Consider the following 24261-nt stretch of genomic DNA (forward strand, 5'->3'; position numbering starts at 1 on the left):
ATCACGAGACGACGGTCCAGTTCACCCGTTCGTTAAACAACTTCATCTCCCATGATGGTGGATAGGTCGAAGGACTGAGGACGATTTTAGCCCGTCGGAACTCGGCGACTTTATACTTGCGGTTCCCCTCAAACTCGTCACATGCTAAAAAGGCATAGACGTCTTTCGTACAACCGATGACGGCTTTTTGAATCAAGGATGACTCGATGTCGTCACTAACGAAGCCTCGTTCGATTTCTGCGCCGTCAAATGCAAGGAAACAGGCATCAAACGCATAGGAATCAAGTGCTTGCAACACTTCGACACCGACCGTTTGACCATAGGTGTCGACAGTTCCCCCAAGTAAGCGGATTTCACCGCTGAACGGTCCATTTTTACGACATTGTTCCAGATGGTTTGCGATCGACAGCGAGTTCGTCACAATCGTCGCCGTTCCCGTTAAGTACGGCAATAAGTGCTCGACGGGTTCCCCTTTTCCTAAAAAGATACAGGAGTATTCACTGAGCCAGCCTTTCGCGTAACGCGCGAGACGACGCGACAATTGATCCGTCCGACGGGAAATCGGCGATTCCGGTTTCCCGCCTTGATAGATGGCTCCCCCATAAACACGTTTGAGTTGGCGGTCCCGCTCGAGTTCCTCCAGGTAGCGACGGACGGTCTCCCCTGAAACATCCAATCGATCAATTAAATCTTTCGTCATGACTTTCCCTTCTTCTTCCAGCCATTTCATGATTTGTCCTTTTCGTTCTTCTCCGAGTAACGACACACGACCTTCCCCCTTCATTAACGAGTACTAGTTCTAGTGTACCGAACGTCTGTAAAGGTCTTGTAAATCCGGTGTAAAAAAACGTGTGCTTCCTATGAATTGTTGTTGAATTCCTCATTTTTTCAGAATTAACACGTCCCTCAGACAAAAAAAGTCTACCTTTATTCACGGATGACATGAATAAAGGTGGACTAAAGTCAGACTGTTATTGCTTTTCTTTATCGAACAATGGAATCTTCGACTCTGTCCCTTGACGAATCCGACCGATGTTATCGCGGTGCTTGAAGATGACGAACAAAGCAAGTACGGTAAAGAACGTCGGAACGATCCAGTCGTGTTGTACGATGCCGATCGACACGGCAGCGACGATTCCGATGCTTGCCGCGACAATCGAGCTGAGCGACACCATTCGACTGAAACGAAGCGTCGTTAAGAACGAGACGAGCAAAATCAAGAATAAGAGTGGACTCGTCACGAGCAACATCCCACCTGATGTCGCGACAGCTTTTCCACCTTTGAACTTTGCGAAGATCGGATAAATATGTCCGATGACTGCCGCAATACCGGCAAAGAGTGGATGGAGTTCTGACGCGAGCAGAATTGGGGCGAGACTCGCGACCGCCCCCTTACCGAGATCCCCAATCAAGACGATGATCCCGGCTTTTTTACCTAAGACACGAAACGTATTCGTCGTTCCTAAGTTACCGCTCCCGTGCTGGCGGATATCTATCCCGTGTCCCCATTTTCCGACAAGTAACGCAAATGGTATCGATCCAAGCAGATAGCCGAGAATCAAAATCCCAATGATTTCAATCATGGTCAACCTCCAAAGTATTAATGACCGACCTTCATATATTCTTCGAGAGTCTGTCCATTATTTTTGATTTGTGTTGCAGGACCGACACCGACGTAACGAATATGCCATGGTTCATACGTATACCCTGTCCGCGCTTGGAACCCTTTATCATAACGAACGATGAAACCATACTTCGCCGCATTGTTCGCAATCCACTTACCTTCTTTTGTGTTGCCGAGTTCAGCTGTCAAGCCGTTTCCGACGCTCGGTGCTGAAATATCGAAGACGAGCCCTGTCTGGTGTTCACTGTGACCAGGACGTGCCGAATATTGATCGGCTGCTGCTTTCCCGTCTCGTGCGACATAGTTATTGTAGAGGACCGTCTGGCGTTGACCGGACCGGAAACCACTGACCGCATTCAATGTCACGCCGTCTGCTTTAGCGGCTGCGAACATCTTCTCAATTTGTTTTGCGGCAGGTGCGCGCATGTAACTTTGTTCGAGCACACCCGAATAAGAGAAGCTGATGTCTGGAACGACGAGATCAGACGGTTTGTAGTCGATTGGCAGACTGTATTTCTTGTTGACGACGACGAGTTCATTGAGTCCTAAATCGGCTTTCGTATCCGATTTATCGACGTCCGGTGTCTCTGATTCCGGTTCAGACTTTTTATCCGGCTCAGGATCTTGCGACGATGTTGTTTTACCATCATCCTTTTTATCCTCAGTTGCTTTATCGTCTGCGGCTTTTTTATCAGCAGCGGCTTTCTCTTCTGCTGCCTTCTTGTCTGCTGCTGCCTTATCTTCTGCTGCTTTTTCTTCCGCAGCCTTCTTGTCAGCAGCTGCTTTCGCGTCCGCTTCTTTTTTTGCTTCTTCTGCTTCTTTTTCTTTCGCTACTTCTGCGTCTGTCTTCTTATCTTCTTGGGCGACGTTGTCATCCGTTTTTTCTTTTGTCGCATCTTCTGTTTTAGTGGCATCTTCTGCGCCTTGATCCCCAGGATTACATCCTGCAAGGAGGAGCGCTAACGTGCTGACTGCTACGATTTTCTTCATCGTGTATTCCCCTCTTCCTTCGTGCTATTCTATGTTACCTCTAATTGACGCAATAGAAAAGCCCTCCAGCAAGAAATCCTGCTGAGGGCTTAGGCTTAGTTCGAAACGAGTCGTGCATCCTCAGCACTCATCTGTTCATAGATGGCATGCCAGTTCGGAAAGACCTTTGGTAAACGAATCGGTCGGAAATTCTCTTTTTTGACGACGACATGGGTCGTTTTTCCAGCGACAGCAAGTTGACCATCCGCATTTTTGACTTCATAGCCGTAAATCGTCCGAAGTCCGTCGTAATGGCTGATCCAGACCGAGACCGTCGCCGTATCGCCATACGTCAATGACCGTTTGTAGTCGAGATTGACGTTCGTAACCGGTGAGACGTAGCCTGCCTCTTCCATTTCCTTATAATCAAGACCGAGCGACTTAATCAGCTCCGTCCGGGCGATTTCAAGATAAACGAGATAGTTCGAGTGATAGACGATCCCCATCATGTCCGTTTCCGCATAGCGAACCGGTATTTCAATCGTGTGCATGTAGCTTCCCCCTTAAAAATCCTCTTTTTCAAGATAGGACCATTCTGAACCGCTGACACTCGCTTTGTCAATCAATCGGACGGACTGTTTCGCGATTGCCCGCTCGACGATCGTAATCGCGGCACGGGCGTTTCCGTTCGGCACGACCTGAATCTGTTCATCTAACGCCAGACGCGCTTCTTCCGTCAAGACATACCCGTAGCGTTCCGCGTAGTTGACGATGATTTCAATCAACTCGTCTTTCGCGTAGTTCGGGAAGTGGAGTTCCCGCTTAAAGCGTGACTTCAGACCGGGATTGCTTGCGAGTAATGCTTGCATCGGTTGCTCGTAACCGGCGAGAACGACGACGAGATTATCGCTATGTTTCGTCATCTCATCGACGAGCGTATCGATTGCTTCCTTGCCGAAGTCATTTGCCCCGCCGTTCAACGAATAGGCTTCATCGATGAAGAGGACACCACCGAGTGCGTCACGGATGACGTCCCGCGTCTGTTGCGCCGTCTGTCCGACATAACCGGAGACGAGGTCGGCGCGACTGACGACTTTCAAATGTCCGCGTTTCAAATATCCCGCTTGACGCAACACGTCAGCATAAAGGGCGGCGACCGTCGTTTTACCCGTTCCGCTGTTGCCGCTAAAGACGGCATGCAGTTCGACCGGTAAGACTTTAAAGCCTGCTTCCTGGCGACGCTGTTGCATCGAGAGCAGTGCCTGGATTTGTTTGAGTTCTGCCTTGAGTTCCGTCAGACCGACGAGTGACGCTAACCTTGCATCGATCGACTCGTCTTCCGGTGCCGCGAGTTCGAAATCCGCTTGTTCGAGCAGGGCAAAGTCTTCATGACTCGCACTTTCGCCGAGACTCGCACCCTTTTTGAAGATTGCATCGAGGACGATGTTACGGACGGCACGCCCGTTTCCGAAACTCGAGTCGACCCGTTCGCGCTCGAGTCGCGCAAGTAGCGTCCGCTCCGCTTGATCCGTCAGGACATAATCGTTAGACGTCGCAATCGACCGACCGATTTCAAGCAATTCCTGATCCGTATAGTCGGCGAGCAGATAATGGTTCGATTCCGGAAAACGGCTCCGGAGTCCCGGATTCGCTTTTAGGAAGTCACGCATCTCTTCCGGATAACCGGCGAGGACAACGGCGAAACGTCCCGCGTATTCCCCGCTCGTCATCGCCGCAACGAGCGTATCGATTGCCGCCTGTCCGTAATCATTCCCGCTTTGACCGGACCGTTTCAAGGCATAGGCCTCATCGATGAAGAGGACACCACCGACCGCCTCCCGGACTTTACTCATGACCTGTTCTTCTGTCTGACCGACGAATGCACCGACGAGCGACGACCGGTCCGTCTCGACGACTTCCGCCCGTTCAAGCAATCCGAGTTCATGATAGATTTTCGCCATCAGACGAGCGAGCGTCGTTTTTCCGGTACCGGGGTTACCCATGAAAATCATGTGCAGTGACGGCTGGTCACTCGACCGGTAACCGTCTTCCGTCCGTTTTTGCTGGTACTTCAAGAAACGGTACATTTGATGGACACGTAACTTGATGTCTTCGAGTCCAATCATCGCATCGAGTTCCTCGAGTGCCGAGCGTTCGACTTGTTTGATCTCAATCGGGAGCAGTGAGACGACACGGCGTAATTCTTCCGTCGCCGTCACCTTCAGCTCTGTCATCTCCCGAAAGGCTTCGCGTGAATAAAACCGTTCCTGTAAACTGTTGACAAAGTCCGTCGCCGTCTGTTCGAGTCGGGCACTCGACAAGAGGAGCGCTTTCGCCGCCTCGAACAATTCCGTCCAGCGCGTCGCATCGATCCGCCGCAGCCGTTCCGTCAATTCGACGACTTGTTCTGTTTCTTGTACGATTTGACTCGCCTGCTGAATCATATCTTTTGTCGCCGATCGTTTCGCATTGGCATTATCCGTCTCACGAATCGTCGGGAACGTGTTCGCGACGAGCAGTTGATAACTGCCTTGTAATTGTTGTTCGATCATCAATTGCTCCAAGCGTTCCGGTAAGCGACCGTGTTGTTTGATTTCTTGAATCCAGCTTTCTGCCAGCGCATCAATCCGTCCCGTCATGATGTACCGGTGTTCGACGAGTAGCGCGAGAATCCGGACGAGTGCTTCCGTCTCTTTTAACAGCCGACTACTTTGTGCGTAGCGTAAGGCGCGGACCTCCTCGACTTTTTCACCCTGTTCCCAGGCTTCAATTTGTTTGAACATCTCCTCTTTCGAGAATGCTTCCATCGCTTTAGTCCCTCCTACTTCTCGAAAAAACCGACTTTTGTCGCCACGATGTGCGACGTTCAAGTCGGTTTTTCGATTACTTCATTTTTAACCAAGCTGGATCAAATTCATCCAACGACTCGATTTTTTTCATTTTGACGGAATAGAATAACTTACCGTTATTCCGTGACTCCGCCCCTAAGACTTTCGAACGGTCGGATGCGACATAATATGTCGCTTCTTCTTGATTGTCTTCTTTATCGAAGAACGATGGATACTGTTTAATCCACTCATCCGGAACCGTGCTTGCCGGTTCTTTTTTGACGTAGACGTCTGCTGCATTGCCGGCAATATCCGCCTCGCCCTCGATTTGACCAAAGTCACCTTTATCGATGAAGTCGAGGATTTGTTCATTGAAGCCACGCGATAAGAATGGGCGCGGCGCACTGACACTTTTCGATGCTTCCGTCTCATTGACTAGCTTGCCGTCAGCGTCGTATTCCCGGAACATTTCACCGTCCCAAATCGCCGTCGTGCCTGTCGAAGGTCCTTCAATGACTTCCGTTCGGAAATGACCCTGATCGTCAAATACGACTTCGTACGTCCGAGCTTCGAGTGCATCTTCCTTCGTCGATAATTTCTTTTCGACATACTGGATGCGGGACATCGTATAGAACGGTTTGACGGGAGTCGCTTCATCCTCTTTAGAGGTCTGTGTCGTATTCAGTAAATAAAAATTATAGGCAAGGAGTATCGCCATTGCCACGATTGCTACAGCAATCCATGTACTCGTTCGTTTCGTCATGCCATGTACACCATCCTAATCAGTCTCGATTCATAGTTAATGGTATCGGTTTTACGCCTAGAATACAAAGGGTTTGTCTAAGTTCAACTGATTTCTGAGGAAATACGGCAGACTTTTGAACGATTCCGTTCATCGAACATACAAATTGACAAAAAAAGACGAAATGAATCACGTGCGCGCGATTCATCCCGTCTTCGGTTAATTTTCTTTTGGTTCACGTGCGATGATCATCGATTCGTCGACGAGGTAATACGAATGCTGTGGCAATTCGCGTAAATAGCCTGTCGCAAACAACATCGCACAATCGACTTGAAATGTCTTCGTGTACTTTTTCAATGGTAACTTGCCTTCTTTATCAAAATAGCGATCAACGGCGAGCTGGACGTGATCCATCTCATAGACGATGTCCCGGTCTTTTGCTTCCATGATTGCGAACGTCTCCCGCGACATGTAAAAGCTTTGTGTCGACCGGACACCGAGGTGGACAGCCAGGCGGTCTAAATCAATTTTCTGTGCTTCGTCGAGTAAGACCGTCCGGTTCGTCCCTTTCGGTAACATCAACTCAAATTCGTGGGTCGCTTGTTTGACTTCATCGAGCGTAACATCACGAATCGGTAAAGGTTCTTCCTCTTTCGGCTGAAACCACTTTTTGAACCGACTCATCGGCTGGCCTCCCTCCTATAGAAAAAGGCGGGGTTCCCCCCACCTTTTCAATCAACGACAATCCCTTATTTTTGAAGACGTTCGCGAAGGACCATCGGTAAGATTCCACCGTGGCGGTAGTAATCGATGTCGACCTCCGAGTCAAAGCGGGCAATCGCTTCAAACTTCGTGACTTTTCCGTCAGCAGCTGTCGCTGTCAACTGAATGATGTCACGTGGACGGACAGATTCGTCGATTGCGATACTGATTGCTTCCTCACCTGTTAAACCAAGTGACTCAGCAGACGTACCGGCGACGTATTGAAGTGGTAGGACACCCATCATGACAAGGTTCGAACGGTGAATCCGCTCGAAACTCTCGGCGATGACGGCTTTAACGCCGAGCAAGTTCGTTCCTTTTGCTGCCCAGTCACGCGACGAGCCCATACCATAGTCTTTACCAGCGAGGATGACGAGACCTGTGCCATCTTCTTTATACTTCATCGCAGCATCGTACATCGCCATCGTTTCACCAGTTGGCCAGTACGTCGTGAATCCGCCTTCTGTTCCCGGTGCGACTTGGTTACGGATCCGGATGTTCGCGAATGTCCCGCGCATCATGATTTCGTGGTTACCACGACGTGATCCGTATGAGTTGAAGTCTTTTGGTGCAACGCCTTTATTGACGAGGTATTGACCGGCTGGTGTCGTTTTCGAGAATGATCCGGCTGGTGAAATGTGGTCTGTCGTAACAGAATCCGCAAATTTACCGAACACACGGAGATCATTCAATGCTTCAACATGTCCAGCTTCCTTCGCCAAGTTCTCGAAGAACGGCGGGTTTTGGATATATGTCGACGCTTCGTCGAAGTCATATTGATCGCCTGTCGGGACGTCGAGGTTGTTCCAACGTTCGTTTCCTGTGAAGACTGAATCATATTCAGCACGGAAGCTTTGTGGTGTGACGACTGTGTTGATGATCGTCTGAATTTCGTCACGTGACGGCCAGATGTCCGCGAAGAAAACTTCTTGTCCGTCTTTACCTGTTCCGAGTGATGCGTTCATGATATCAACATCAACTGTTCCCGCGATTGCGTATGCAACGACGAGCGGTGGTGATGCCAAGTAGTTGGCTTTGACGAGCGGGTGAACCCGACCTTCAAAGTTACGGTTACCCGAGAGGACAGATGAGACGAGCAGGTCTGAACCGAGAATTGCATCTTCGACAGCACGGTCGAGTGGACCCGAGTTCCCGATACATGTCGTACAACCGTAACCGACCGTGTTGAATCCGAGCTCATCGAGGTACGGTTGAAGTCCTGATTTCTCAAGGTAATCCGTTACGACTTTTGATCCCGGAGCAAGTGACGTCTTGACGTATTTTGGAACTGTCAAGCCGAGGTCGATTGCTTTTTTCGCAACGAGTCCGGCACCGATCATGACGTAAGGGTTTGATGTGTTCGTACAGCTTGTGATGGCTGCGATTGCTAGGTCCCCTGTACGCATTTCGACCGCTTCGTCTTCGAACTGGACGACTGCGACTTTATCTTTTTCGTCTTCAGAAAGACCGAATCCAGCATTGCCTTGCGGCGCTGTCAACGCTTTTTCGAATGACGTGTGGACGTCTGTCAAATCAATCCGGTCTTGTGGACGTTTTGGCCCAGCAAGCGCAGGAACGATTGTTGAAAGATCAAGTTCAACTGTTTTCGTGAACGTTGGATCTTCGTTTTGTGGTGTGTAGAACAAGCCGTTTGCTTTCGAGTAGTTTTCAACTTTCTCGATCAACTCTTCTTCACGACCTGTCAAGCGAAGGTACGTCAACGTTTCTGTATCGACTGGGAAGAATCCGCATGTCGCACCGTATTCTGGTGCCATGTTGGCGATCGTCGCACGGTCAGATAATGACATCAAGTGAAGTGATGGACCGAAGAACTCAACGAATTTACCGACAACGTTTTGTTGACGGAGCATTTCCGTCACGCGAAGGGCAACGTCCGTTGCTGTTGTTCCCGGGTGCATTTCACCTGTGATGCGGACACCGATGACTTCAGGAACTGGGAAGAATGACGGTTGTCCGAGCATGCCGGCTTCCGCTTCGATTCCACCGACGCCCCATCCGAGGACACCAAGACCGTTGATCATCGTCGTATGTGAGTCTGTTCCAACGAGTGTATCCGGATAGACGTCGACTGTGCCGTCTGCCGTTTCTTTTTCAAGGACGACTGATGCCAAGTACTCGAGGTTGACTTGGTGGACGATTCCTGTTGCCGGTGGAACGGCACGGTAGTTGTCGAATGCCGTCGTTGCCCAGCGTAATAATTTGTAACGCTCTTCGTTGCGTTCGAACTCAAGATCCATGTTTTCAGCGAGTGCGCCAGCGAAACCGTAGGCATCGACTTGGACCGAGTGGTCGACGACGAGGTCAACTGGAACTTCCGGGTTGATGACTGATGGATCTCCACCGAGGTCCTGCATCGCTTTACGGAGTGATGCGAGATCGACGACAGTCGGAACACCTGTGAAATCTTGCAAGATGACGCGTGACGGTTTGAACGGGACGTCGATATCGTTCGAAACTTGGGCAGTTCCCCATTTCGCCAAGTTTTCGACGTGTTCTTTCGTGATTGAGCGACCATCTTGTTGACGAAGAACCGATTCAAGCAGGACACGGATTGAATATGGAAGACGTTTGACTTCCGTTAGTCCGAGTTCTTCTAATTTTTCCAGGCTGTAATAGTTGTAATTTTTACCGTTCGCTTCAAACGAACGGCGTGCACCAAACACGTCTTGCGTTGATTGCGTTTGTTTCATGCTGATTCCCCCTTTAAGTGTTGACGACATCAAGCCCCTGATACCGCTTACTTGTACAGCTCTATCATAGTATAATATGGGTCTCGTTACAATTTGAAAGAACAAAAGACTTGTGATAAGTTTTCCTTATCGCCTAATTGAGAAGTTATATCAATCATATGCTTAGGCGGAGTTAACGTTTCTAGTTTTCGATACTTCCGTTCCGGGTACTACTAAACTGTAGAACGACATCAGAACTTTCTGGAGGCGGAAATTATGGCAGAATATAAAAATGATGCAACCCACGTCGTTACGACGATTATTTTCAACGATTTAGAAAAAGCCAAAACTGGCTTTGAGATGATCAAGGACCTCGAAGCGATTAAAGAAATCGAGATGGAGCAGATGGTTTTAGCGAAACGCGATGAGACGGACGGGTTTTCGTTCATCGATGCGATCGACTTTACGCAGCAGGATCAATCGTTCAAAGGCTCAATGATCGGGATGGCAGTCGGTGTCGTCGGTGGACCATTCGGGATGCTCGTCGGTTCTGTTGCCGGATACTTGATCGGCGCAAACCGGGACGAAAAAAACGAACGCGATTCGTTTGATTTATTTAACCGGACGCTGAACCAAATCAGTGCCGATCACTACGGTGTCATCATCATCAGTGAAGTCAATGAAGATTCAGAAGCGATCAATGCAATTGCGGCCGAACTCGAAGCGACCGTGCGCCGGACGGGTGAAACGTTTACGGATGAGACGGTGTGATTTAAAAATTTAAGGTGTTTGCTTCGCCCCCCCTTTTTCGGGGGCGTTTTTGATGTAGATAGTTGATGAACAATTGTATGTCGCTCATCCAAATGGCTTGGTCTAAAACAAAATATGAAAAGAATCTCGGATCTCCAAACGATAAGTCCGTCTTCAACAAGCGGAAAATCGAAGTCGAGTCTGTGTTTGGGTCCATCAAACAGAACTGGAATTCGGGTTGGTAGCTATCGCTCATAATCTCCGAAAACTGGTCAAAAAACCGTTTCTAATCTAATACATCAATTGAAAAAGAAAGAAAAGGGAGGCAGATAATCGGATTTAATCCAATCATCTGCCTCCCTTCGTTCAGTTTAATCAAAAGACGCACTCTCTTTTGAGTCAGTCCCCTTGTTTAAAATCTGAATTGACTGAGAGATTGGCATTTAAAATGTTATTTATTCTTCTTTAAAAACAATATAATTATTTGGCTTATATGTCTTTCTTATTGAGAAAACATGCCAGTATAAATTACGTTAGCTGGTAAAATCCCAGTAAATCTTAAATAGATACCTTTACCTTTATTTGTTTTATAAAACATCGCAGAGGAACCACCCAAAACAACTACCGCACTTGTAGCTACAGCTTTCACAATAGCCGTAGGAGCTGAGAACCAAGGCGCCCAAATAGCTACAAGTGCAGCAGTACCAGATCCACCCGCCAAAGCCTGAGCTGTAGTATTTGTTAAATTGTCATTTAAAAATACCTTATAACCCCACCAGTGAACTTCAAGAGCATTTTTACCTTTACTGCTAGCTCTTGCCGATACATTTTGATCTAAAAACTGAACATGATTATCAACTACAGCTATGCTGTCAAGTTCTTCTGTTGTAAGTTCACTTAACAAGGCATTTTTATCAGCAATCTCTGCATTAACTTTAGCAAACTCTTCTTCACCAATTTTAGTGGTTAGAATCTCAGTATTTTCAATCACAAAATTATTATCTTTAAAAACTATAAAATTATCCACTAAATCAATCGTTTTTTGATTTAGTTCATTTGTATTTGATGGTGAATCATCTGCACTTACGTAGTTTCCACCTGCAGCAAAACTACTTAAAACTAACAAGATAGACAACAAGAGGAAAAATCCTTTAAATTTCAACAAAAAAACCTCCTATTAAAATTTGGGATATGATTCTACTAATAGTAGTGTTAGAAACAATAAGTTGATAATTATTTTGTAAAACCTATTTACTTACAATTTTTTTACCATATCTGTTTTCCATAACAAAAAATACAAAAAGTGTTATAAGAACAACAAATGGAACTGTACTGTACTTCATTATCTCAAAGTATGGTAAAATTAGAGATAGAAGTATCAGAAATGTCGCTACCAATCGAATGGTAATAAGATTTTTATAATATTTCTTATTTTCCAATTTAAACCCTCCTTTTCTTGATATAACCATAACATAGCGTTTAATCTAACGAAACCGGTGTGCTATTAATCACATGATTTCTTCATCCAACACGTTATGTCATCTGCAATAATAAAAATTTTTTTCTTCTGACTACTCGTTTAGTCTTTATTAGTTCAATCGTTTAACTAGGTGATTTGAATGTCAGATGATTAAGAATATAAAAAGAGGATGGTTAGACTTAACTGCTCCTCGTCAAATAGATAGGGAAAATAACATAAATCTCTTTATCGGCTTAACTCTGTATTTTAACTGAGCTAAGCCGTTTAATCGTTGTTGATATCGTTCTTCATTGTAAACGTACTTTGGTCGTAAGCTGGGGTTCGTGAACTCCACAAATTTATGTAGATAATAATTTTCACATTTCAACGCTCGCTAAGGGGATTCAATCGGACCTTTATCAATCCCATATCTTCTAGAGAGACAACTTGCTTATCATAATCGAGTGCTTTATGAACTTCGATATGTTCATCACGAGGTGGAACGAAATCTTGGCAGACTATCGACCGAGAAAATAACGACTCCCATATCATTCATGGTGACGTGAACGATACGTCATGTACGTGATCCTATCACATCGCGATGACGGAAGTACCTTACTTGAATACTACGTTCTTCTGTTTCTTCTTTTGATCTCGCGATTTACTCTTCCATTCAGACTGTCCTAACCCTAGATGATTTAACGCCTCTCTAGCTAACTCTTCATGTTCGGATAGAGTTCGAAGATTAGCGAAGTGAAAAAAGAAATTCCCTACATGCACTCTCTCGTCAGGATGCATGTAATCGACCGTAGCTTTATCTGGAGGGATATGTTCCTCAATACGTCGTACATCCCTCCAAAGGAAAATTAGAAGTCTCGATGTAAAAAGCATCGCCAAGCTTAACGATATATAAACAAAGAAGTTCACAGTGATCTCCTTGCAAACGTCTGAAATGAGGATAGCGTCCCCTGAAACCATGCGAACGTAATACAGGGACGATTGTATTTTTAAGCGCGTCTCGTATCATCGATCTGTCGTTCACTTATTTTCTCCCCTTTTCATATTCATTGGTTCGCACCCTCTGAACTTTATCGATAGAGCCGTTCAGGAAGCACTGGCGCTCAATCCTCATCGGCATAGATACCATCGATGAGTTCCTGCTTGAAATCGCCATCCGTTCCCTTAGGTGTAACGTGTACCTCAACAGCGATCAGACTCTCCCCTTCCTCAATCTTGAGATCGGAGACGGGGCTAGGTGTATTGAACTTCGTATTGTAATCGATCATGACTTCTAACATTCCCTCGAGCACCTCTTCGGCGTGTTTCACGGTTTCCAAGAGTGTCTCGCCATCAGTGAAAACATTCTTTAGGTCTGGAAATCGAACGAGATAGCAATCATTCTCCAAATCTGGGGTGACCAGCATAGTATTTAAATGTTTGCATGGATGTACCTCCTTGATGAAATCTTATGTGCATCGTCGAGTATCATGAAATACGGACATTCGAACTGATAATAGCTATATTCCTATACAAAAACTAACATACGGACTATATAATAAGCAAAAACCAATTTTTAGGATTAAATTTCAAATAAAATACACTATTCTTTCAGGATGGCGTATTTTACAGTTTGAATACATATCCAATCCATTTTTTGAAAAAAATTCTGCGGAGACGTTGATACTGCTGTTCTTGTCAGGATTCGACGTTCGTAACATCTTTGACACATCAAATAGCGATTGAATTGACAGAATAATATGCTAAATTCTAACTATCACCAGGAAGACATTGTCATACTGTGGTTCTCGAAGGAAAGGAACATGTACTATGTACCGATTCGGAGAGTAGTTACGACTTAAACGTCTAGAGCATTGATGGAGTCATGTGCAATTGCGCGTCTAGTGATGCTGAAGAATGTTTCAATAGAGATAAAAAACGACAGAACTCATACATTCGTGAGTTCTCTCGTTTTAGTAAGAATTTACTTCAAGTGTTCTAATTCGTTGATAATCCTCTTTACTGCAAGTTTTGTCGTTCCCAGGTCTATTTTACTTAGTTTGTTTTGTTGGACGGAAATCACTAAATTCTTGTAGCTGATAAGTATTAAATCAGATTGATTCGCGAGTTTTTGATTCAATTTGTCATAGCCCGAGCTGCTGGGATACTGGATCATATCTTCGCCTATGTAGTGGTCGGTGTAGGCAAAGTGGACCGACAACTGCGTCGTCTGTTTTTTATCTTCGAAATATAGGCTTTCTTGTGTTGAGGCACTATCACTACTTCCATCAACGGTTAACCAATTTCTTTTACCAAAGCTTAATTCCTTGTCGATGATTGTGAAATCTGAACCCCGCGTACTTGCTTTTAGCTGAAAATGATCAATCTTCAAGTGTTCGTTCATGTGTGCAAACAGCTGTTCAAACTGGTCATGATTCATGATTTGATTTGTAACAGTGACTTTTTTATTTTCTGATTTAGGCTTAGATGTCACAGCATCGTCTGTGCATCCCGCAATCAAAAAAACACTGGATAACAAAATCAAGTATTTTTTTCTCCATTTCATTTAATGTTCTCCCTCCAGGACTCCACATACGAAACGACGTACTCTTTTTTCGTCCGACTGTACTTCATCTCGAAGAAGTACAGAGTATTCTCTTTCTGATTCAAAACGGAATACGAATACGTCTTGTACGCCTTTGGAAAAACAGGCTGTTTTTTACCGGATTGCTTCCCGACTTTTGAATAGTCGATATACGAGACGGCTTCGTATCTCCCGAGCCCTGTTCCAGTCAGCACGTCATCCAACTGCTTTTTCGTCATGCCTTTTTCAATTTTTTGATTGTTGTAGACACGTTTTGAATTTTCGACGGATACGTCAAACCAATGTTTTTCGACAAGCTTTAACTGCTTGCTGTGCTCTTTTGATTTAAATACGAGCAACATCCGGACGGTTTGGAACGTCACTTCATCCGTATTGTCCGATTCATTCGGCACCTTTGAATCTGGGTACAGATAAAACTCATACTTCAAATATTTTAGCTTCCCGCTTTTATCGTATGTATTGGAATCGTTCAATTCACCACTGCATAAAAGATTAACTTTCACTTCATCTTCTGAGCGGTCACACAGATGTTTTTTATAGTTCTTGCCATACATGACTTCCGCAACGCTGGTCATCGACGTATTCAGTTTCAGCTTTTTAAAAGTGTCATGTTGTGTTTCTTTTTTGTTTTTCGCCACGGCTTCGTTTGACGGAAAACCTGTCAACATCAGACCTATTGAGACGGACAAAACAATCAGTACTTTAATTACATTTTTCATGTTACCCTCCCTCCTTCAACAGCGTTAATCAACCGAAAGTAAATCCTTGAACTGGATGATGCTGCTGCCTTTTTTCTCATAGTATTCAATCATCTCCGGAAGCTTCTTTTTTTCATAGCTGGTAATCCCGTCTGTAATCACTGTCACGTCATAATCCAGTTTACGTAAGTTAAAGCAGGTCGATTTGACACAAGCTGTCGCGTCTCCACCGGTCAGATAAAAGTCGGTGATCTCGTGCTGCTCAATAAACGCCGCGAACGCTTCGCTTGTTAAAGCATTCCCCTTGTATTTCGTGAAGATATTTTCGGAAACGATTTTTAAATCGGGTACTAACTCGGCACCACGTGTCCCGGTTTTAAACGTTCTTGTTCCCGCCGATAAATTCTCATGCCGGATGTAGACCACATGCATGTCCTGTTCAATCGCCCAATCGATTGACTGATTGATCGTACTGATGACTTCCTTATAATTTTTTGTCATGTCATTTTGAATATCAATGACGACTAACGCTTTCTTTTGCATGTAAATTCCTCCTGATCAATGAACGGATTTTTAGTTTTGATGATGTTATGCTTCCGATTCGTATCGGATAACGTACACTTGAGGTAAGAAGCAAATTCAAGGAGGAATGCCCCATGAAAGAAAAATACTATTTTGACGTCTTTCCTGAACTGACGAGCGAACGGCTGTTATTAAAAGAAATTCGATTAAGTGAAGCGAATCAAATGATTGAGATTACGGTCTATGATGGGCAACAGGCAAAAAACAGCCTTGACGTAGTCAACATCTTGAGTCAGATTGCTCTTGATTACTTCAATGGGGACGGGATTACGTGGGGACTGTACTTAAAGTCGACCGGCGAATTCATCGGGAACTGCTGTTTTTGCCGCGGCTACCAAAACAACATTGCTGAGATCGGCTATGTCCTGAAACCGGACTTCCGCGGCCACGGTTATATGACGGAAGCCGTCAAGACCGTTACCCAGTTTGGTCTGCAGGAAATGAAAGTTTTACAGGTCTGTGCCTATACAGAACATGAAAATCGTGCCTCCCAATCCGTACTTGTAAAAGCAGGTTTTCTCCGCAGCGCTGATGATGGGGAGACTTACAAATATCTAAGTAACTAGCGTCTTCTGATGAACGGATATCTTCCACATATGATAAAATTTAACCAAGACGCAGATGTCCGAACGCTGCACTGAAAAACCTCTGAAGTGGAGTGATGCACATGAAAACAATCACGAAGATTCTCCTTGGCGTCGTCATCGTCGGTATCCTGGCAATCAGTTGGTGGTTAGTCTCGCCGCTTCTTTTTGATAAAGCAGTTGACGAAGGACTTCCCCCGACTTCCTCTGACGTCAAAACGGAAGAACAGACACCGGATACTGAAGATGAAACGGAAACTACGACACCTAGCACGCAGGAGGAAGAGCTTACGTTCTCCGGTAAATTCGTCGATGGAGAAAAAAACTACAAAACCTCAGGAACACTCAAAACGATTCAAGCAGATGACGGTCAGTATCTCCGGTTTGAAGATTTCAAGACGACGAATGGTCCAGATTTATTCGTCTATCTCATTCAACCGGGTATGGAGCCAAAAGAAGGCATCAACTTAGGGGCATTAAAAGGCAATACCGGCAATCAAAATTATGCTGTCCCTCAAAATGTCGATTTCACGAAGTACAATACCGTCGTGATTTGGTGCCGTGCCTTCAACGCCGACTTTGGTACGGCAGTAGTAAAGACTGACAACGAGTAAATATTATGTAACCGATCCCCTCACCACTGATTCATTTCCAATCAGAAGGTCGGGGGATTTGGTCTGGTTCAAAGTCACGGACGCCTGCCGGATCACTTCGCCTTAAAGTTATAGAGCGGCTTGATGACTTTGAGTAATTCGACCGTATCTTCTGTGTTCCGGATGATTTCCTCCATCGGTTTATAGACGAATGGCGACTCATCACGTGTCGATTCGACGACCGAACTCGACCAGACGTCCTGCATCGTCGCTTCAAATTCTCTCAAATTAACGAATTTAAAGGCTTTTGAACGGGACATGATCCGTCCTGCTCCGTGTGGCGCCGAATAGTTCCAGTCCGGATTGCCTTTTCCTTTGACAATCAGTGAACCGTCACGCATGTTCATCGGAATGATGGCAACTTCACCGGCCTGTGCGGAAATCGCACCTTTCCGGAGAATCATTCGCTCGAGATCGATGTAGTTATGAATCGTATCGAACTGTTCCGTGATCGACCAGCCCATCGCATCAACAATGACCTCCGTCATTGCTTGACGGTTCAGCGCCGCATACGTTTGAGCGATTTTTAAGTCATGCAGGTAGTTGTCCATATCAGGACCGGACACGTAGGCTAAATCTTTATTTGTTTCATTGAACTGACTCTTCAGCTCGACCAAAGTCGATTGGATGTCCTGCTCCCGTCCCTGATCTTTCAGTGAGGCGACGACCGACGCAGTATCGACGGTGAATTGTGAGCTTTCCGCCAACTTTTGATAATGTTCAGCAATCGTTTTTCCGAGGTTCCGGCTGCCGGAATGAATCACGAGATAGAGATTGTCTTCGTCGTCCGCGTTCAGCTCAATAAAGTGATTCCCGCCACCTAACGTACCTATCGACAATCGGGCCCGTGTTTCGTTGAACGGTGCCAACACCTGCTCAAACGGAATCTGTTCCGACAAGCGGTGCGGCTGATTGCGAACCGACATGCCGCTCGGAACCAGTGCCTGAATCGCAGCATCCAACTTCTCATAATCGACGCCGGCTGTTCCTTCACGGTTGATTTGTGTACATAACATGCCGCAGCCAATGTCGACACCGACGAGATTCGGAACCACTTTATCGTGAATCCGCATCGTCGTTCCGATGACCGAGCCCTTGCCAGCGTGACAATCGGGCATGATTCGGACATTGCCGTCGACGGCAATGTTTTCGTTCAGCATCCCCGTCACTTGCTCAATCGTCATGTCATCGACATTGTGTGTAAAAATCTTCGCTTCGCCGTACTTTCCGCGAATCGTCTTCATTTCATCCTCCCCCTTACCTTCCTGTCACTTGTTCAAGTATCCTATAAAATCCCTTTTTTAACAATTCGTTCTTACTCGTGGACAATCGAGATCCATTGTTGGGTCAGCGCCGATTGACCGTCTTCCGTCAACCAGACAAGAGCCGTCGTACTCGTCGCGTCCGGTAACCGTTCCTGCACCAGTCCCGTCATGTCGAGCTCGCGGAGCGTACTTTCCGGTAACAGCGTCACCGCTTGTCCACACCGGACGAGACCAATCAAGGTCAAGACGTCGGAACACGTTTCCTGTGAGACGACCCCGAACTGTTGGCTGAGCGTCTGAAAGACACCCAGTCCTTCCTGACTCGGAATAATCATATCGGCATCCGGAAAATCAGGATGATGGATTCGGTAAAACGGTTCCTCTTCCATCCACTCGATCGTGACGCCTTGCGCCTCAATCGGCAGCCGGACGAGTGCCACGTCGATCGCATGATCCTTCAAACGATCAATCAAAGCAGCAGACTCGCCCTGATGGATTTGTAGCGTAATCCGCGGATGACGGCGTTTCATCTCTTGCACCCAGCCTGTCAAGCGGCCGGCGGACAACGTATTGACGCCGATCCGTAAGATTCCGGTCCGCCCTTCCTTGATGTCACTGACTTCGATCCGCGTTTCCGCTTCATAGCGCAATAGTGAGACGGCCCGTTCATAGAGCCGCTCACCGCTCGCTGTAATCCGGATGCCGCGTCCCGCCCGTTCAATCAGCCGTACGCCAAGCAACTCTTCCATCTTCCGAATTTGTTGCGTCAAGGCAGGCTGAGCCATCCGCAGGCGTTCTGCTGCCCGCGTGACCGATTGTTCTTCGACGACTGCACAAAAATAGCGATATTGCCGTAAATCCATATTCATCATCTCTTTCATATGTTTTCAGTCATAAATATGTATGAATCATAACATCAATCATATGATAAGATGCTGAAATCAGCGATTTTTAAAGGAGACGATTTTTGTGAAACGTACGACGTCCACAGTCCAGTGGATTATTTTCTTATTAGCCAATACGATTGCCTTGCCGATCGTCGTCGCGAGCCTGTTTAATCTCTCAAATGTTGAAACGGCCGCACTTGTCCAGCGATCCTTTTTTGTCGGCGGGATTGCCTGTTTTCTCCATGGTGTGTTCGGTCACCGGTTACCGATCGTGTCCGGTCCTGCCGGTTCATGGGTCAGCATCTTTGTTGTCATCGCCGCTCTGCCGGTCGATTCAAAAACGGCCTTTACGATTGCGATGGCTGCTGTCGTCATTGCCGGCGTCGTCCTGATTTTCCTCGGGTTGACGGGATGGACCCGCTTTTTATTACCGGTCTTCACCCCGCTCGTCAGCGGCACGTTTTTGCTTTTATTATGTATTCAACTGACCGGCGTCATGCTGAGTGCCGTTCTCGCCGTCGAAGCGACACGTTTTGCCGGCATTCTGACATTCCTGCTTGTCCTCGGACTGAGCCAGTTTGGTCCGGCACGGCTCCGTCCGTTTGCTTTGATGATCGGCATTGTCGTCGGCTGGTTGGTCAGTCGCCCGTCACTGCCGGAAGCATCCGGTGTCTTTTCCGTCCCGACCGCTTTACCGTTCGGGATGCCGCAATTTGACGGCAGTGCGTTTCTCGTCGCGATTCCGTTTGCAATTCTATTAATCGTCAACTTGATTGCTGCGCTCAGCGCCGTCGAAGCGACGATTCAGAAACAAGGCGCATTGCATCAAGGACTGACGATCGAAGGGATCATTCACTTGATCGCGGCGACGTTCTCGACGCTCGTTCCGGTTCCCTTGCCGATCACGAGTGGCTTTATCGCCCAGACAGGCAGTAAGGACCGCCGACCGTTTTTGATTGCCTCACTCGTCATCGCCTTGGTCGGTTTTTTCCCGAGCATCATCGGCATCATCGCGACATTGCCGCGTAGTGTCGCCAGTGCAGCGTTACTCGCGACGTTACCGCACATGTTCCTGATTGCCTGGCAGTCGGCTGAAAGCAGCATGACGACGAGCCGCCATAAACACGCTTTTGCGATTTGTGCCGTCATCGGGATCAGTATTCTGTTGCAATCGACGGTCCTGGCAGAAATTCTGCCACTGACGTTACGTCCGTTCTTCAGTAACGGCTTATTGATCGGGACGATGCTCGTCCTCGGTTTTGAAGTCATCGAACGTTTGCGCGTGCGACGTGATGCTCAATCAGAACGGCTTGCCAGTTAACTCGTCCGAAAACACAACATCCCCGCTCTCTCGCGACAGGCGAAAGAGCGGGGATGTTTTTTGAGTCATCATCTGATGGCAGTCCATTAACCTCGGCTTCTTTCCGTGACTCCTACAGGAAAAAGCGCGTGCTTTTCGCGCTGTCAGAGACAAACGAGATCCAACTGCTCGCCTGAGGAAAGCACGGGAAAAGATGAGAGTTTCACTTAACTTAACCTAACTTCACCGCACTTCGCGCCACCATTTACGGGTCTGACTTGCAACAGTAACGCTCTCACCGATCATCGGTGTCACGACCGGTACGTCATGTTTCGCCGCTTCCTTCAACAGCCGTTCGACCGGTTCGTACCACGGATGAAACGCCAGTGTAAACGCCGACCAATGGACAGGAATCATCACGTCCCCTTTGACGTCAAGATGTGCCGCGAGTGTCTGTTCCGGTAACATGTGCGAACTGGACCAACGGGTATCGTATTGACCGCACTCCATGATCGTCAAGTCAAACGGACCATACTGGTCACCGATCGCCTTAAAGTGTGGACCGTAGCCGCTGTCGCCGCTGAAAAAGACTTTCTTCGATCCCTCAATTACCCATGATGCCCAAAGCGTCGAAAATTGATCAAGCCCGTTACGACCGGAGTAATGCCGGGCCGGCGTCGCCGTCAGACGGAGGCCATTCGTCTCAATCGATTCGTGCCAATCGAGTTCCGTGATCCGGCTTGCGTCGACGCCCCAGCCTTTCAGGCGGCTCGCGACACCAAGCGGAACGATGAATTGTCCGACCCGGTCTTTTAATGCCAGGACCGAATGGTAATCCAAGTGGTCATAATGGTCATGCGAATAAATGACGAGATCGATTGCCGGCAAGGCATCGAGGTCGACCGGTGCCGTCGTCTGGAACCGTCCGCCTCCGAGTTTCGGGAACGGTGACGGCGCACGACCGAGCATCGGATCAAAGAAAATCGTCTGGTGATCGAGTTCGAGCAGGAATGCCGAATGCCCGAACCAGGTCACACGCGGTTCTGTCCCGTCCGTCCGCTGTTCAAACGGTTTGACCGGTAACGGTTTGACCGGTTTTAAAGACGGCAATTTCCGCCCATAATCTTTTAAGATACTTTTTGTTGTCTCCCATTCCATCTTCAGTTGAAACGGCAGTTCATTTTGAAACTTTCCATTTTTGAACTGGGCGGATCGTCTGTAATCCTGTTGATCGGCTTTAGACGGTCGGCGACCGAATAATGGATAACGCGTCATAAAGACCGTTCCGAGTAAACCGAGCCCTGTAAGTGTTGCGACTGTTTTTTTCATGTTTTCACCTCTTCAATAAGTGCTTCCAGTATAGCACTCGCCTTTTTCCTGGCGGTAGCGAAGACACTTCTCCAACAAAAAACACGGGTTACTTTTAGAAAAAGCAATCCGTGTTCGTCCCTTATTTATTTAAATCGTCTGCGTCCCATTTCGTCCGCGTACTTTTTTCGTGATTCGCATCCTGCTCCGCCTCATAGTCATTGACGCCGGGATTTTCGACTTTTCCCTCATGTCGATGTCCTTCATCATGGTCATGGTCATGATTGTGGTCGTGATCGTCCCGTTCCTTGACGAACAAGGCGATGCCGCCACGCTCGACTTCTTCGTAATGTTTTGCCGCTTCGTCGTCCGAATGACCGACGCGTTTCAGCGTCTCGCGTAACGGTGGTTCCTTGCTGAACTTCGCTTTCATTTCATCGACCCAAGACGCACCCGATGTCTCTTCGGCCGCTTCATCCCGACCGACAACTGAAAAATCAGAGTCCTTATGTCCGTGTTCTTTTAAAGCATGCATCTTTTGCTCCAAGCTGGATTGATCATGAAAAACGCCTACGAATTTTTTCGCCATCGTTACCACCATCCCTCTCACAAAATGTATGAATCGGACTACTTCCCTTTTTTACCCATGTTCTTCTGAAGCAAAACAGTGCAGTAAAAAAAGAACTCCTCCGCTGACGCGGAAAAGCTCTCTCAAGATTCGATTAATCGTTCAGCTGTTGCGGCGAATCGACTAATGTAATCGTACCTTCATTTTTTTGGACGAAGCGTTCGTAGACGAAATCATTCGCAAAGAGGAGAACCGGGTTTTCCCAACGGTCATAAACGAGGACCGTCCGTGAATCCGTCAATTTCTTCACTTCATTGATTTCTGTCACCTTGACCCACTTCGCGACCTGGAAGTTCGCCGCATCTTTTAAGATATCGACGCCATACTCGCCTTTAAGGCGGTGTTCGAAGACTTCGAACTGCAGTTGACCGATCGCACCGAGGATGACCTCGTTGTATTCCGTCTTATAGACTTGAATTGCCCCTTCTTGTGCCAATTGTTCAATCCCTTTTTGGAACTGTTTTGACTTCAGGGCATTTTTCGTAAAGACCTTCAAGAATAATTCCGGTGCGAATGTCGGCAAGGCTTCGTATTGGAGTGACGGATCACCATTCGTGATTGTATCGCCAATTTGATAGTTGCCCGAATCATAGAGACCGATGACGTCTCCAGCAAAGGCTTCGTTGACCGTTTCCCGCTCATCTGCCATGAACTGCGTCGATTGCGACAATTTCATTTTCTTACCTGTCCGCGTCAGGACGACATCCATCCCACGGTCGAATTTGCCGGTACAGATGCGGATGAACGCAATCCGGTCCCGGTGATTCGGGTTCATGTTCGCCTGGATTTTAAAGACGAATCCGCTGAAGAATTCTTGTGCCGGCTCGATCTTCCCTTTGTTCGATTCCCGTGGTGTCGGTGACGGGGACAAGTTGAGATAGTGCTCGAGCAGTGGTGTGACACCAAAGTCGACGAGTGCTGAACCGAAGAAGACCGGTGTCAGCTCACCTTTTGCAATCAATTCCTCGTCATAGGCATTGCCGGCACCGTCGAGTAAATCAACTTCGTCGACGAGCGTGTCGTACATTTCATTGTTGATTGAGTTAGCGAGTTCGTCGTTTGCGAGCCCCTCTTCCCCAAGCTCAATCGTCTTCCGGTCTTGTTTGAAGCAGTGGAACTTCTCGTTGACCCGGTCATAGACCCCTTCGAACTGTTGTCCTGAACCTGCCGGCCACGTGACAGCAACCGACGGGATCCCGAGGACTTCTTCCAGCTCTTCCATCAGTTCGAGTGGATCGCGTGCTTGACGGTCCATCTTGTTGATGAATGTAAAGATCGGAATACCGCGCATCCGACAGACTTGAAAAAGTTTTTTCGTTTGTGACTCGATCCCTTTCGCCGCATCGATGACCATGATTGCCGAGTCGACGGCCGTCAAAATCCGGTACGTATCTTCACCGAAGTCTGAGTGACCCGGTGTATCCATGATGGAAACGATTTTTTTATCGTATTCGAATTGCATGACCGATGACGTCACCGAGATTCCACGTTGTTTCTCGATTTCCATCCAGTCGGATTTAGCAAATTTTGAATTTTTCCGGGCTTTGACCGATCCCGCTTCCCGGATTGCCCCTCCGTGGAGTAAGAATTTTTCTGTTAATGTCGTTTTCCCGGCATCCGGGTGGGAGATGATACCGAAAATCCGGCGTTTCTCGACTTCAGTTTGTAATTTTGTCATGTATAATAAGTCCCTTCACGATAAATTCAATACTTGTAACCAGCTCATTTTTCGCAACTAATCTATCATACCGAATTTTCAGCTATTCGTCTATTTCACACGATTGACTCAATTTTCAGATTTTTAGTTGACAACTCGTCCTGATGTTCTATAAGATGACGAGGAAGTTAACTAACTAGAAGGAGGAGACGTACACATGAAACAGCCACAAGCACAGCGACAGATTCAGGTATCAAACTCATCTGCGATCAT

Annotated in this window: 22 protein-coding genes; 4 read left to right on the top strand and 18 right to left on the bottom strand. The window is 47.1% G+C overall.

Annotation, left to right across the window (positions count from 1 at the left end; genetic code table 11):
* Position 1 precedes the first annotated feature (1 nt).
* The 8 genes from KNQ05_RS07170 to acnA form a co-directional block, all read right to left on the bottom strand.
* The gene (locus tag KNQ05_RS07170; protein WP_029333368.1) at positions 2–766 is read right to left on the bottom strand and encodes a DeoR/GlpR family DNA-binding transcription regulator; all 765 of its coding nucleotides are present in this window, start codon (positions 764–766) and stop codon (positions 2–4) included.
* A 205-nt stretch (positions 767–971) separates the two neighbouring features.
* On the bottom strand, positions 972–1583 hold the full coding sequence (plsY, locus tag KNQ05_RS07175; RefSeq protein WP_088836794.1) for a glycerol-3-phosphate 1-O-acyltransferase PlsY: 612 nt from the start codon (positions 1581–1583) through the stop codon (positions 972–974).
* A 17-nt stretch (positions 1584–1600) separates the two neighbouring features.
* Positions 1601–2614 carry a M15 family metallopeptidase gene (locus KNQ05_RS07180; RefSeq protein ID WP_214804934.1) on the bottom strand — a complete coding sequence of 338 codons (1014 nt, stop codon included), beginning with the start codon at positions 2612–2614 and terminating at the stop codon, positions 1601–1603.
* A 95-nt stretch (positions 2615–2709) separates the two neighbouring features.
* Positions 2710–3144, bottom strand: coding sequence for an acyl-CoA thioesterase (locus tag KNQ05_RS07185; RefSeq protein WP_034801290.1), 435 nt, complete (start codon positions 3142–3144; stop codon positions 2710–2712).
* A 12-nt stretch (positions 3145–3156) separates the two neighbouring features.
* Entirely contained in the window at positions 3157–5400 is a 2244-nt protein-coding gene (locus KNQ05_RS07190; protein ID WP_088836792.1) for an AAA family ATPase, read from the bottom strand.
* 76 nt (positions 5401–5476) lie between these two features.
* On the bottom strand, positions 5477–6184 hold the full coding sequence (locus tag KNQ05_RS07195; protein WP_088836791.1) for a hypothetical protein: 708 nt from the start codon (positions 6182–6184) through the stop codon (positions 5477–5479).
* A 198-nt stretch (positions 6185–6382) separates the two neighbouring features.
* The gene (locus tag KNQ05_RS07200) at positions 6383–6847 is read right to left on the bottom strand and encodes a DUF3939 domain-containing protein (protein WP_214804937.1); all 465 of its coding nucleotides are present in this window, start codon (positions 6845–6847) and stop codon (positions 6383–6385) included.
* A 65-nt stretch (positions 6848–6912) separates the two neighbouring features.
* A complete protein-coding gene (gene acnA, locus KNQ05_RS07205) occupies positions 6913–9636 on the bottom strand; it encodes an aconitate hydratase AcnA (protein WP_214804939.1) in 2724 nt (907 codons plus the stop codon).
* Between the two features lie 255 nt (positions 9637–9891).
* On the opposite strand from acnA, the gene KNQ05_RS07210 reads away from it, so the two are divergent.
* On the top strand, positions 9892–10386 hold the full coding sequence (locus KNQ05_RS07210) for a hypothetical protein (protein ID WP_088836788.1): 495 nt from the start codon (positions 9892–9894) through the stop codon (positions 10384–10386).
* Between the two features lie 481 nt (positions 10387–10867).
* On the opposite strand, the gene KNQ05_RS07215 is transcribed toward KNQ05_RS07210, so the two are convergent.
* From KNQ05_RS07215 to KNQ05_RS07235, 5 genes are all read right to left on the bottom strand, one after another.
* Entirely contained in the window at positions 10868–11527 is a 660-nt protein-coding gene (locus tag KNQ05_RS07215; protein ID WP_214804941.1) for a hypothetical protein, read from the bottom strand.
* Positions 11528–12945: 1418 nt separating this feature from the next.
* Positions 12946–13248 carry a type II toxin-antitoxin system HicB family antitoxin gene (locus KNQ05_RS07220; RefSeq protein WP_088836784.1) on the bottom strand — a complete coding sequence of 101 codons (303 nt, stop codon included), beginning with the start codon at positions 13246–13248 and terminating at the stop codon, positions 12946–12948.
* 557 nt (positions 13249–13805) lie between these two features.
* A complete protein-coding gene (locus KNQ05_RS07225; RefSeq protein WP_214804943.1) occupies positions 13806–14387 on the bottom strand; it encodes a hypothetical protein in 582 nt (193 codons plus the stop codon).
* Positions 14384–15145, bottom strand: coding sequence for a hypothetical protein (locus KNQ05_RS07230; RefSeq protein ID WP_214804945.1), 762 nt, complete (start codon positions 15143–15145; stop codon positions 14384–14386). Before KNQ05_RS07230 ends, KNQ05_RS07225 begins: the two co-directional genes overlap by 4 nt.
* A gap of 24 nt (positions 15146–15169) precedes the next feature.
* Positions 15170–15667, bottom strand: a complete 498-nt coding sequence (locus tag KNQ05_RS07235) for a cysteine hydrolase family protein (protein WP_214804947.1) — start codon at positions 15665–15667, stop codon at positions 15170–15172.
* 113 nt (positions 15668–15780) lie between these two features.
* On the opposite strand from KNQ05_RS07235, the gene KNQ05_RS07240 reads away from it, so the two are divergent.
* A complete protein-coding gene (locus KNQ05_RS07240; protein ID WP_214804949.1) occupies positions 15781–16272 on the top strand; it encodes a GNAT family N-acetyltransferase in 492 nt (163 codons plus the stop codon).
* Positions 16273–16373: 101 nt separating this feature from the next.
* Positions 16374–16904 carry a DM13 domain-containing protein gene (locus KNQ05_RS07245; RefSeq protein ID WP_214804951.1) on the top strand — a complete coding sequence of 177 codons (531 nt, stop codon included), beginning with the start codon at positions 16374–16376 and terminating at the stop codon, positions 16902–16904.
* A gap of 92 nt (positions 16905–16996) precedes the next feature.
* Here the strand turns inward: KNQ05_RS07245 and KNQ05_RS07250 are convergent, their stop codons facing one another.
* Together KNQ05_RS07250 and KNQ05_RS07255 are read right to left on the bottom strand one after the other, a co-directional pair.
* Positions 16997–18187: an RtcB family protein gene (locus tag KNQ05_RS07250; protein WP_214804953.1), complete on the bottom strand. Its 1191-nt coding sequence runs from the start codon at positions 18185–18187 to the stop codon at positions 16997–16999.
* A gap of 71 nt (positions 18188–18258) precedes the next feature.
* Positions 18259–19071, bottom strand: a complete 813-nt coding sequence (locus KNQ05_RS07255) for a LysR family transcriptional regulator (RefSeq protein ID WP_214804955.1) — start codon at positions 19069–19071, stop codon at positions 18259–18261.
* 106 nt (positions 19072–19177) lie between these two features.
* Here KNQ05_RS07255 and KNQ05_RS07260 point away from each other — a divergent pair, with 106 nt between their 5' ends.
* The gene (locus tag KNQ05_RS07260) at positions 19178–20416 is read left to right on the top strand and encodes a purine/pyrimidine permease (protein ID WP_214804957.1); all 1239 of its coding nucleotides are present in this window, start codon (positions 19178–19180) and stop codon (positions 20414–20416) included.
* 222 nt (positions 20417–20638) lie between these two features.
* Here the strand turns inward: KNQ05_RS07260 and KNQ05_RS07265 are convergent, their stop codons facing one another.
* The 3 genes from KNQ05_RS07265 to KNQ05_RS07275 form a co-directional block, all read right to left on the bottom strand.
* Positions 20639–21724 carry an MBL fold metallo-hydrolase gene (locus KNQ05_RS07265; RefSeq protein ID WP_088836775.1) on the bottom strand — a complete coding sequence of 362 codons (1086 nt, stop codon included), beginning with the start codon at positions 21722–21724 and terminating at the stop codon, positions 20639–20641.
* A gap of 121 nt (positions 21725–21845) precedes the next feature.
* Positions 21846–22292 carry a general stress protein gene (locus tag KNQ05_RS07270; RefSeq protein WP_239456864.1) on the bottom strand — a complete coding sequence of 149 codons (447 nt, stop codon included), beginning with the start codon at positions 22290–22292 and terminating at the stop codon, positions 21846–21848.
* 133 nt (positions 22293–22425) lie between these two features.
* Positions 22426–24009, bottom strand: a complete 1584-nt coding sequence (locus KNQ05_RS07275; protein ID WP_088836773.1) for a peptide chain release factor 3 — start codon at positions 24007–24009, stop codon at positions 22426–22428.
* Between the last annotated feature and the right edge of the window lie 252 nt (positions 24010–24261).

Origin of the sequence: Exiguobacterium sp. s125, from assembly GCF_018618605.1 — a bacterium.
Lineage (GTDB): Bacteria > Bacillota > Bacilli > Exiguobacteriales > Exiguobacteriaceae > Exiguobacterium_A > Exiguobacterium_A oxidotolerans.

Bases quoted from the DNA above. Each gene is read 5' to 3' on its own strand.
- plsY (WP_088836794.1), bottom strand. From the start codon at position 1,583: ATGATTGAAATCATTGGGATTTTGATTCTCGGCTATCTGCTTGGATCG.
- KNQ05_RS07180 (WP_214804934.1), bottom strand. From the start codon at position 2,614: ATGAAGAAAATCGTAGCAGTCAGCACGTTAGCGCTCCTCCTTGCAGGA.
- KNQ05_RS07185 (WP_034801290.1), bottom strand. From the start codon at position 3,144: ATGCACACGATTGAAATACCGGTTCGCTATGCGGAAACGGACATGATG.
- KNQ05_RS07190 (WP_088836792.1), bottom strand. From the start codon at position 5,400: ATGGAAGCATTCTCGAAAGAGGAGATGTTCAAACAAATTGAAGCCTGG.
- KNQ05_RS07195 (WP_088836791.1), bottom strand. From the start codon at position 6,184: ATGACGAAACGAACGAGTACATGGATTGCTGTAGCAATCGTGGCAATG.
- KNQ05_RS07200 (WP_214804937.1), bottom strand. From the start codon at position 6,847: ATGAGTCGGTTCAAAAAGTGGTTTCAGCCGAAAGAGGAAGAACCTTTA.
- acnA (WP_214804939.1), bottom strand. From the start codon at position 9,636: ATGAAACAAACGCAATCAACGCAAGACGTGTTTGGTGCACGCCGTTCG.
- KNQ05_RS07210 (WP_088836788.1), top strand. From the start codon at position 9,892: ATGGCAGAATATAAAAATGATGCAACCCACGTCGTTACGACGATTATT.
- KNQ05_RS07220 (WP_088836784.1), bottom strand. From the start codon at position 13,248: ATGCTGGTCACCCCAGATTTGGAGAATGATTGCTATCTCGTTCGATTT.
- KNQ05_RS07225 (WP_214804943.1), bottom strand. From the start codon at position 14,387: ATGAAATGGAGAAAAAAATACTTGATTTTGTTATCCAGTGTTTTTTTG.
- KNQ05_RS07230 (WP_214804945.1), bottom strand. From the start codon at position 15,145: ATGAAAAATGTAATTAAAGTACTGATTGTTTTGTCCGTCTCAATAGGT.
- KNQ05_RS07235 (WP_214804947.1), bottom strand. From the start codon at position 15,667: ATGCAAAAGAAAGCGTTAGTCGTCATTGATATTCAAAATGACATGACA.
- KNQ05_RS07240 (WP_214804949.1), top strand. From the start codon at position 15,781: ATGAAAGAAAAATACTATTTTGACGTCTTTCCTGAACTGACGAGCGAA.
- KNQ05_RS07245 (WP_214804951.1), top strand. From the start codon at position 16,374: ATGAAAACAATCACGAAGATTCTCCTTGGCGTCGTCATCGTCGGTATC.
- KNQ05_RS07250 (WP_214804953.1), bottom strand. From the start codon at position 18,187: ATGAAGACGATTCGCGGAAAGTACGGCGAAGCGAAGATTTTTACACAC.
- KNQ05_RS07255 (WP_214804955.1), bottom strand. From the start codon at position 19,071: ATGGATTTACGGCAATATCGCTATTTTTGTGCAGTCGTCGAAGAACAA.
- KNQ05_RS07265 (WP_088836775.1), bottom strand. From the start codon at position 21,724: ATGAAAAAAACAGTCGCAACACTTACAGGGCTCGGTTTACTCGGAACG.
- KNQ05_RS07270 (WP_239456864.1), bottom strand. From the start codon at position 22,292: ATGGCGAAAAAATTCGTAGGCGTTTTTCATGATCAATCCAGCTTGGAG.
- KNQ05_RS07275 (WP_088836773.1), bottom strand. From the start codon at position 24,009: ATGACAAAATTACAAACTGAAGTCGAGAAACGCCGGATTTTCGGTATC.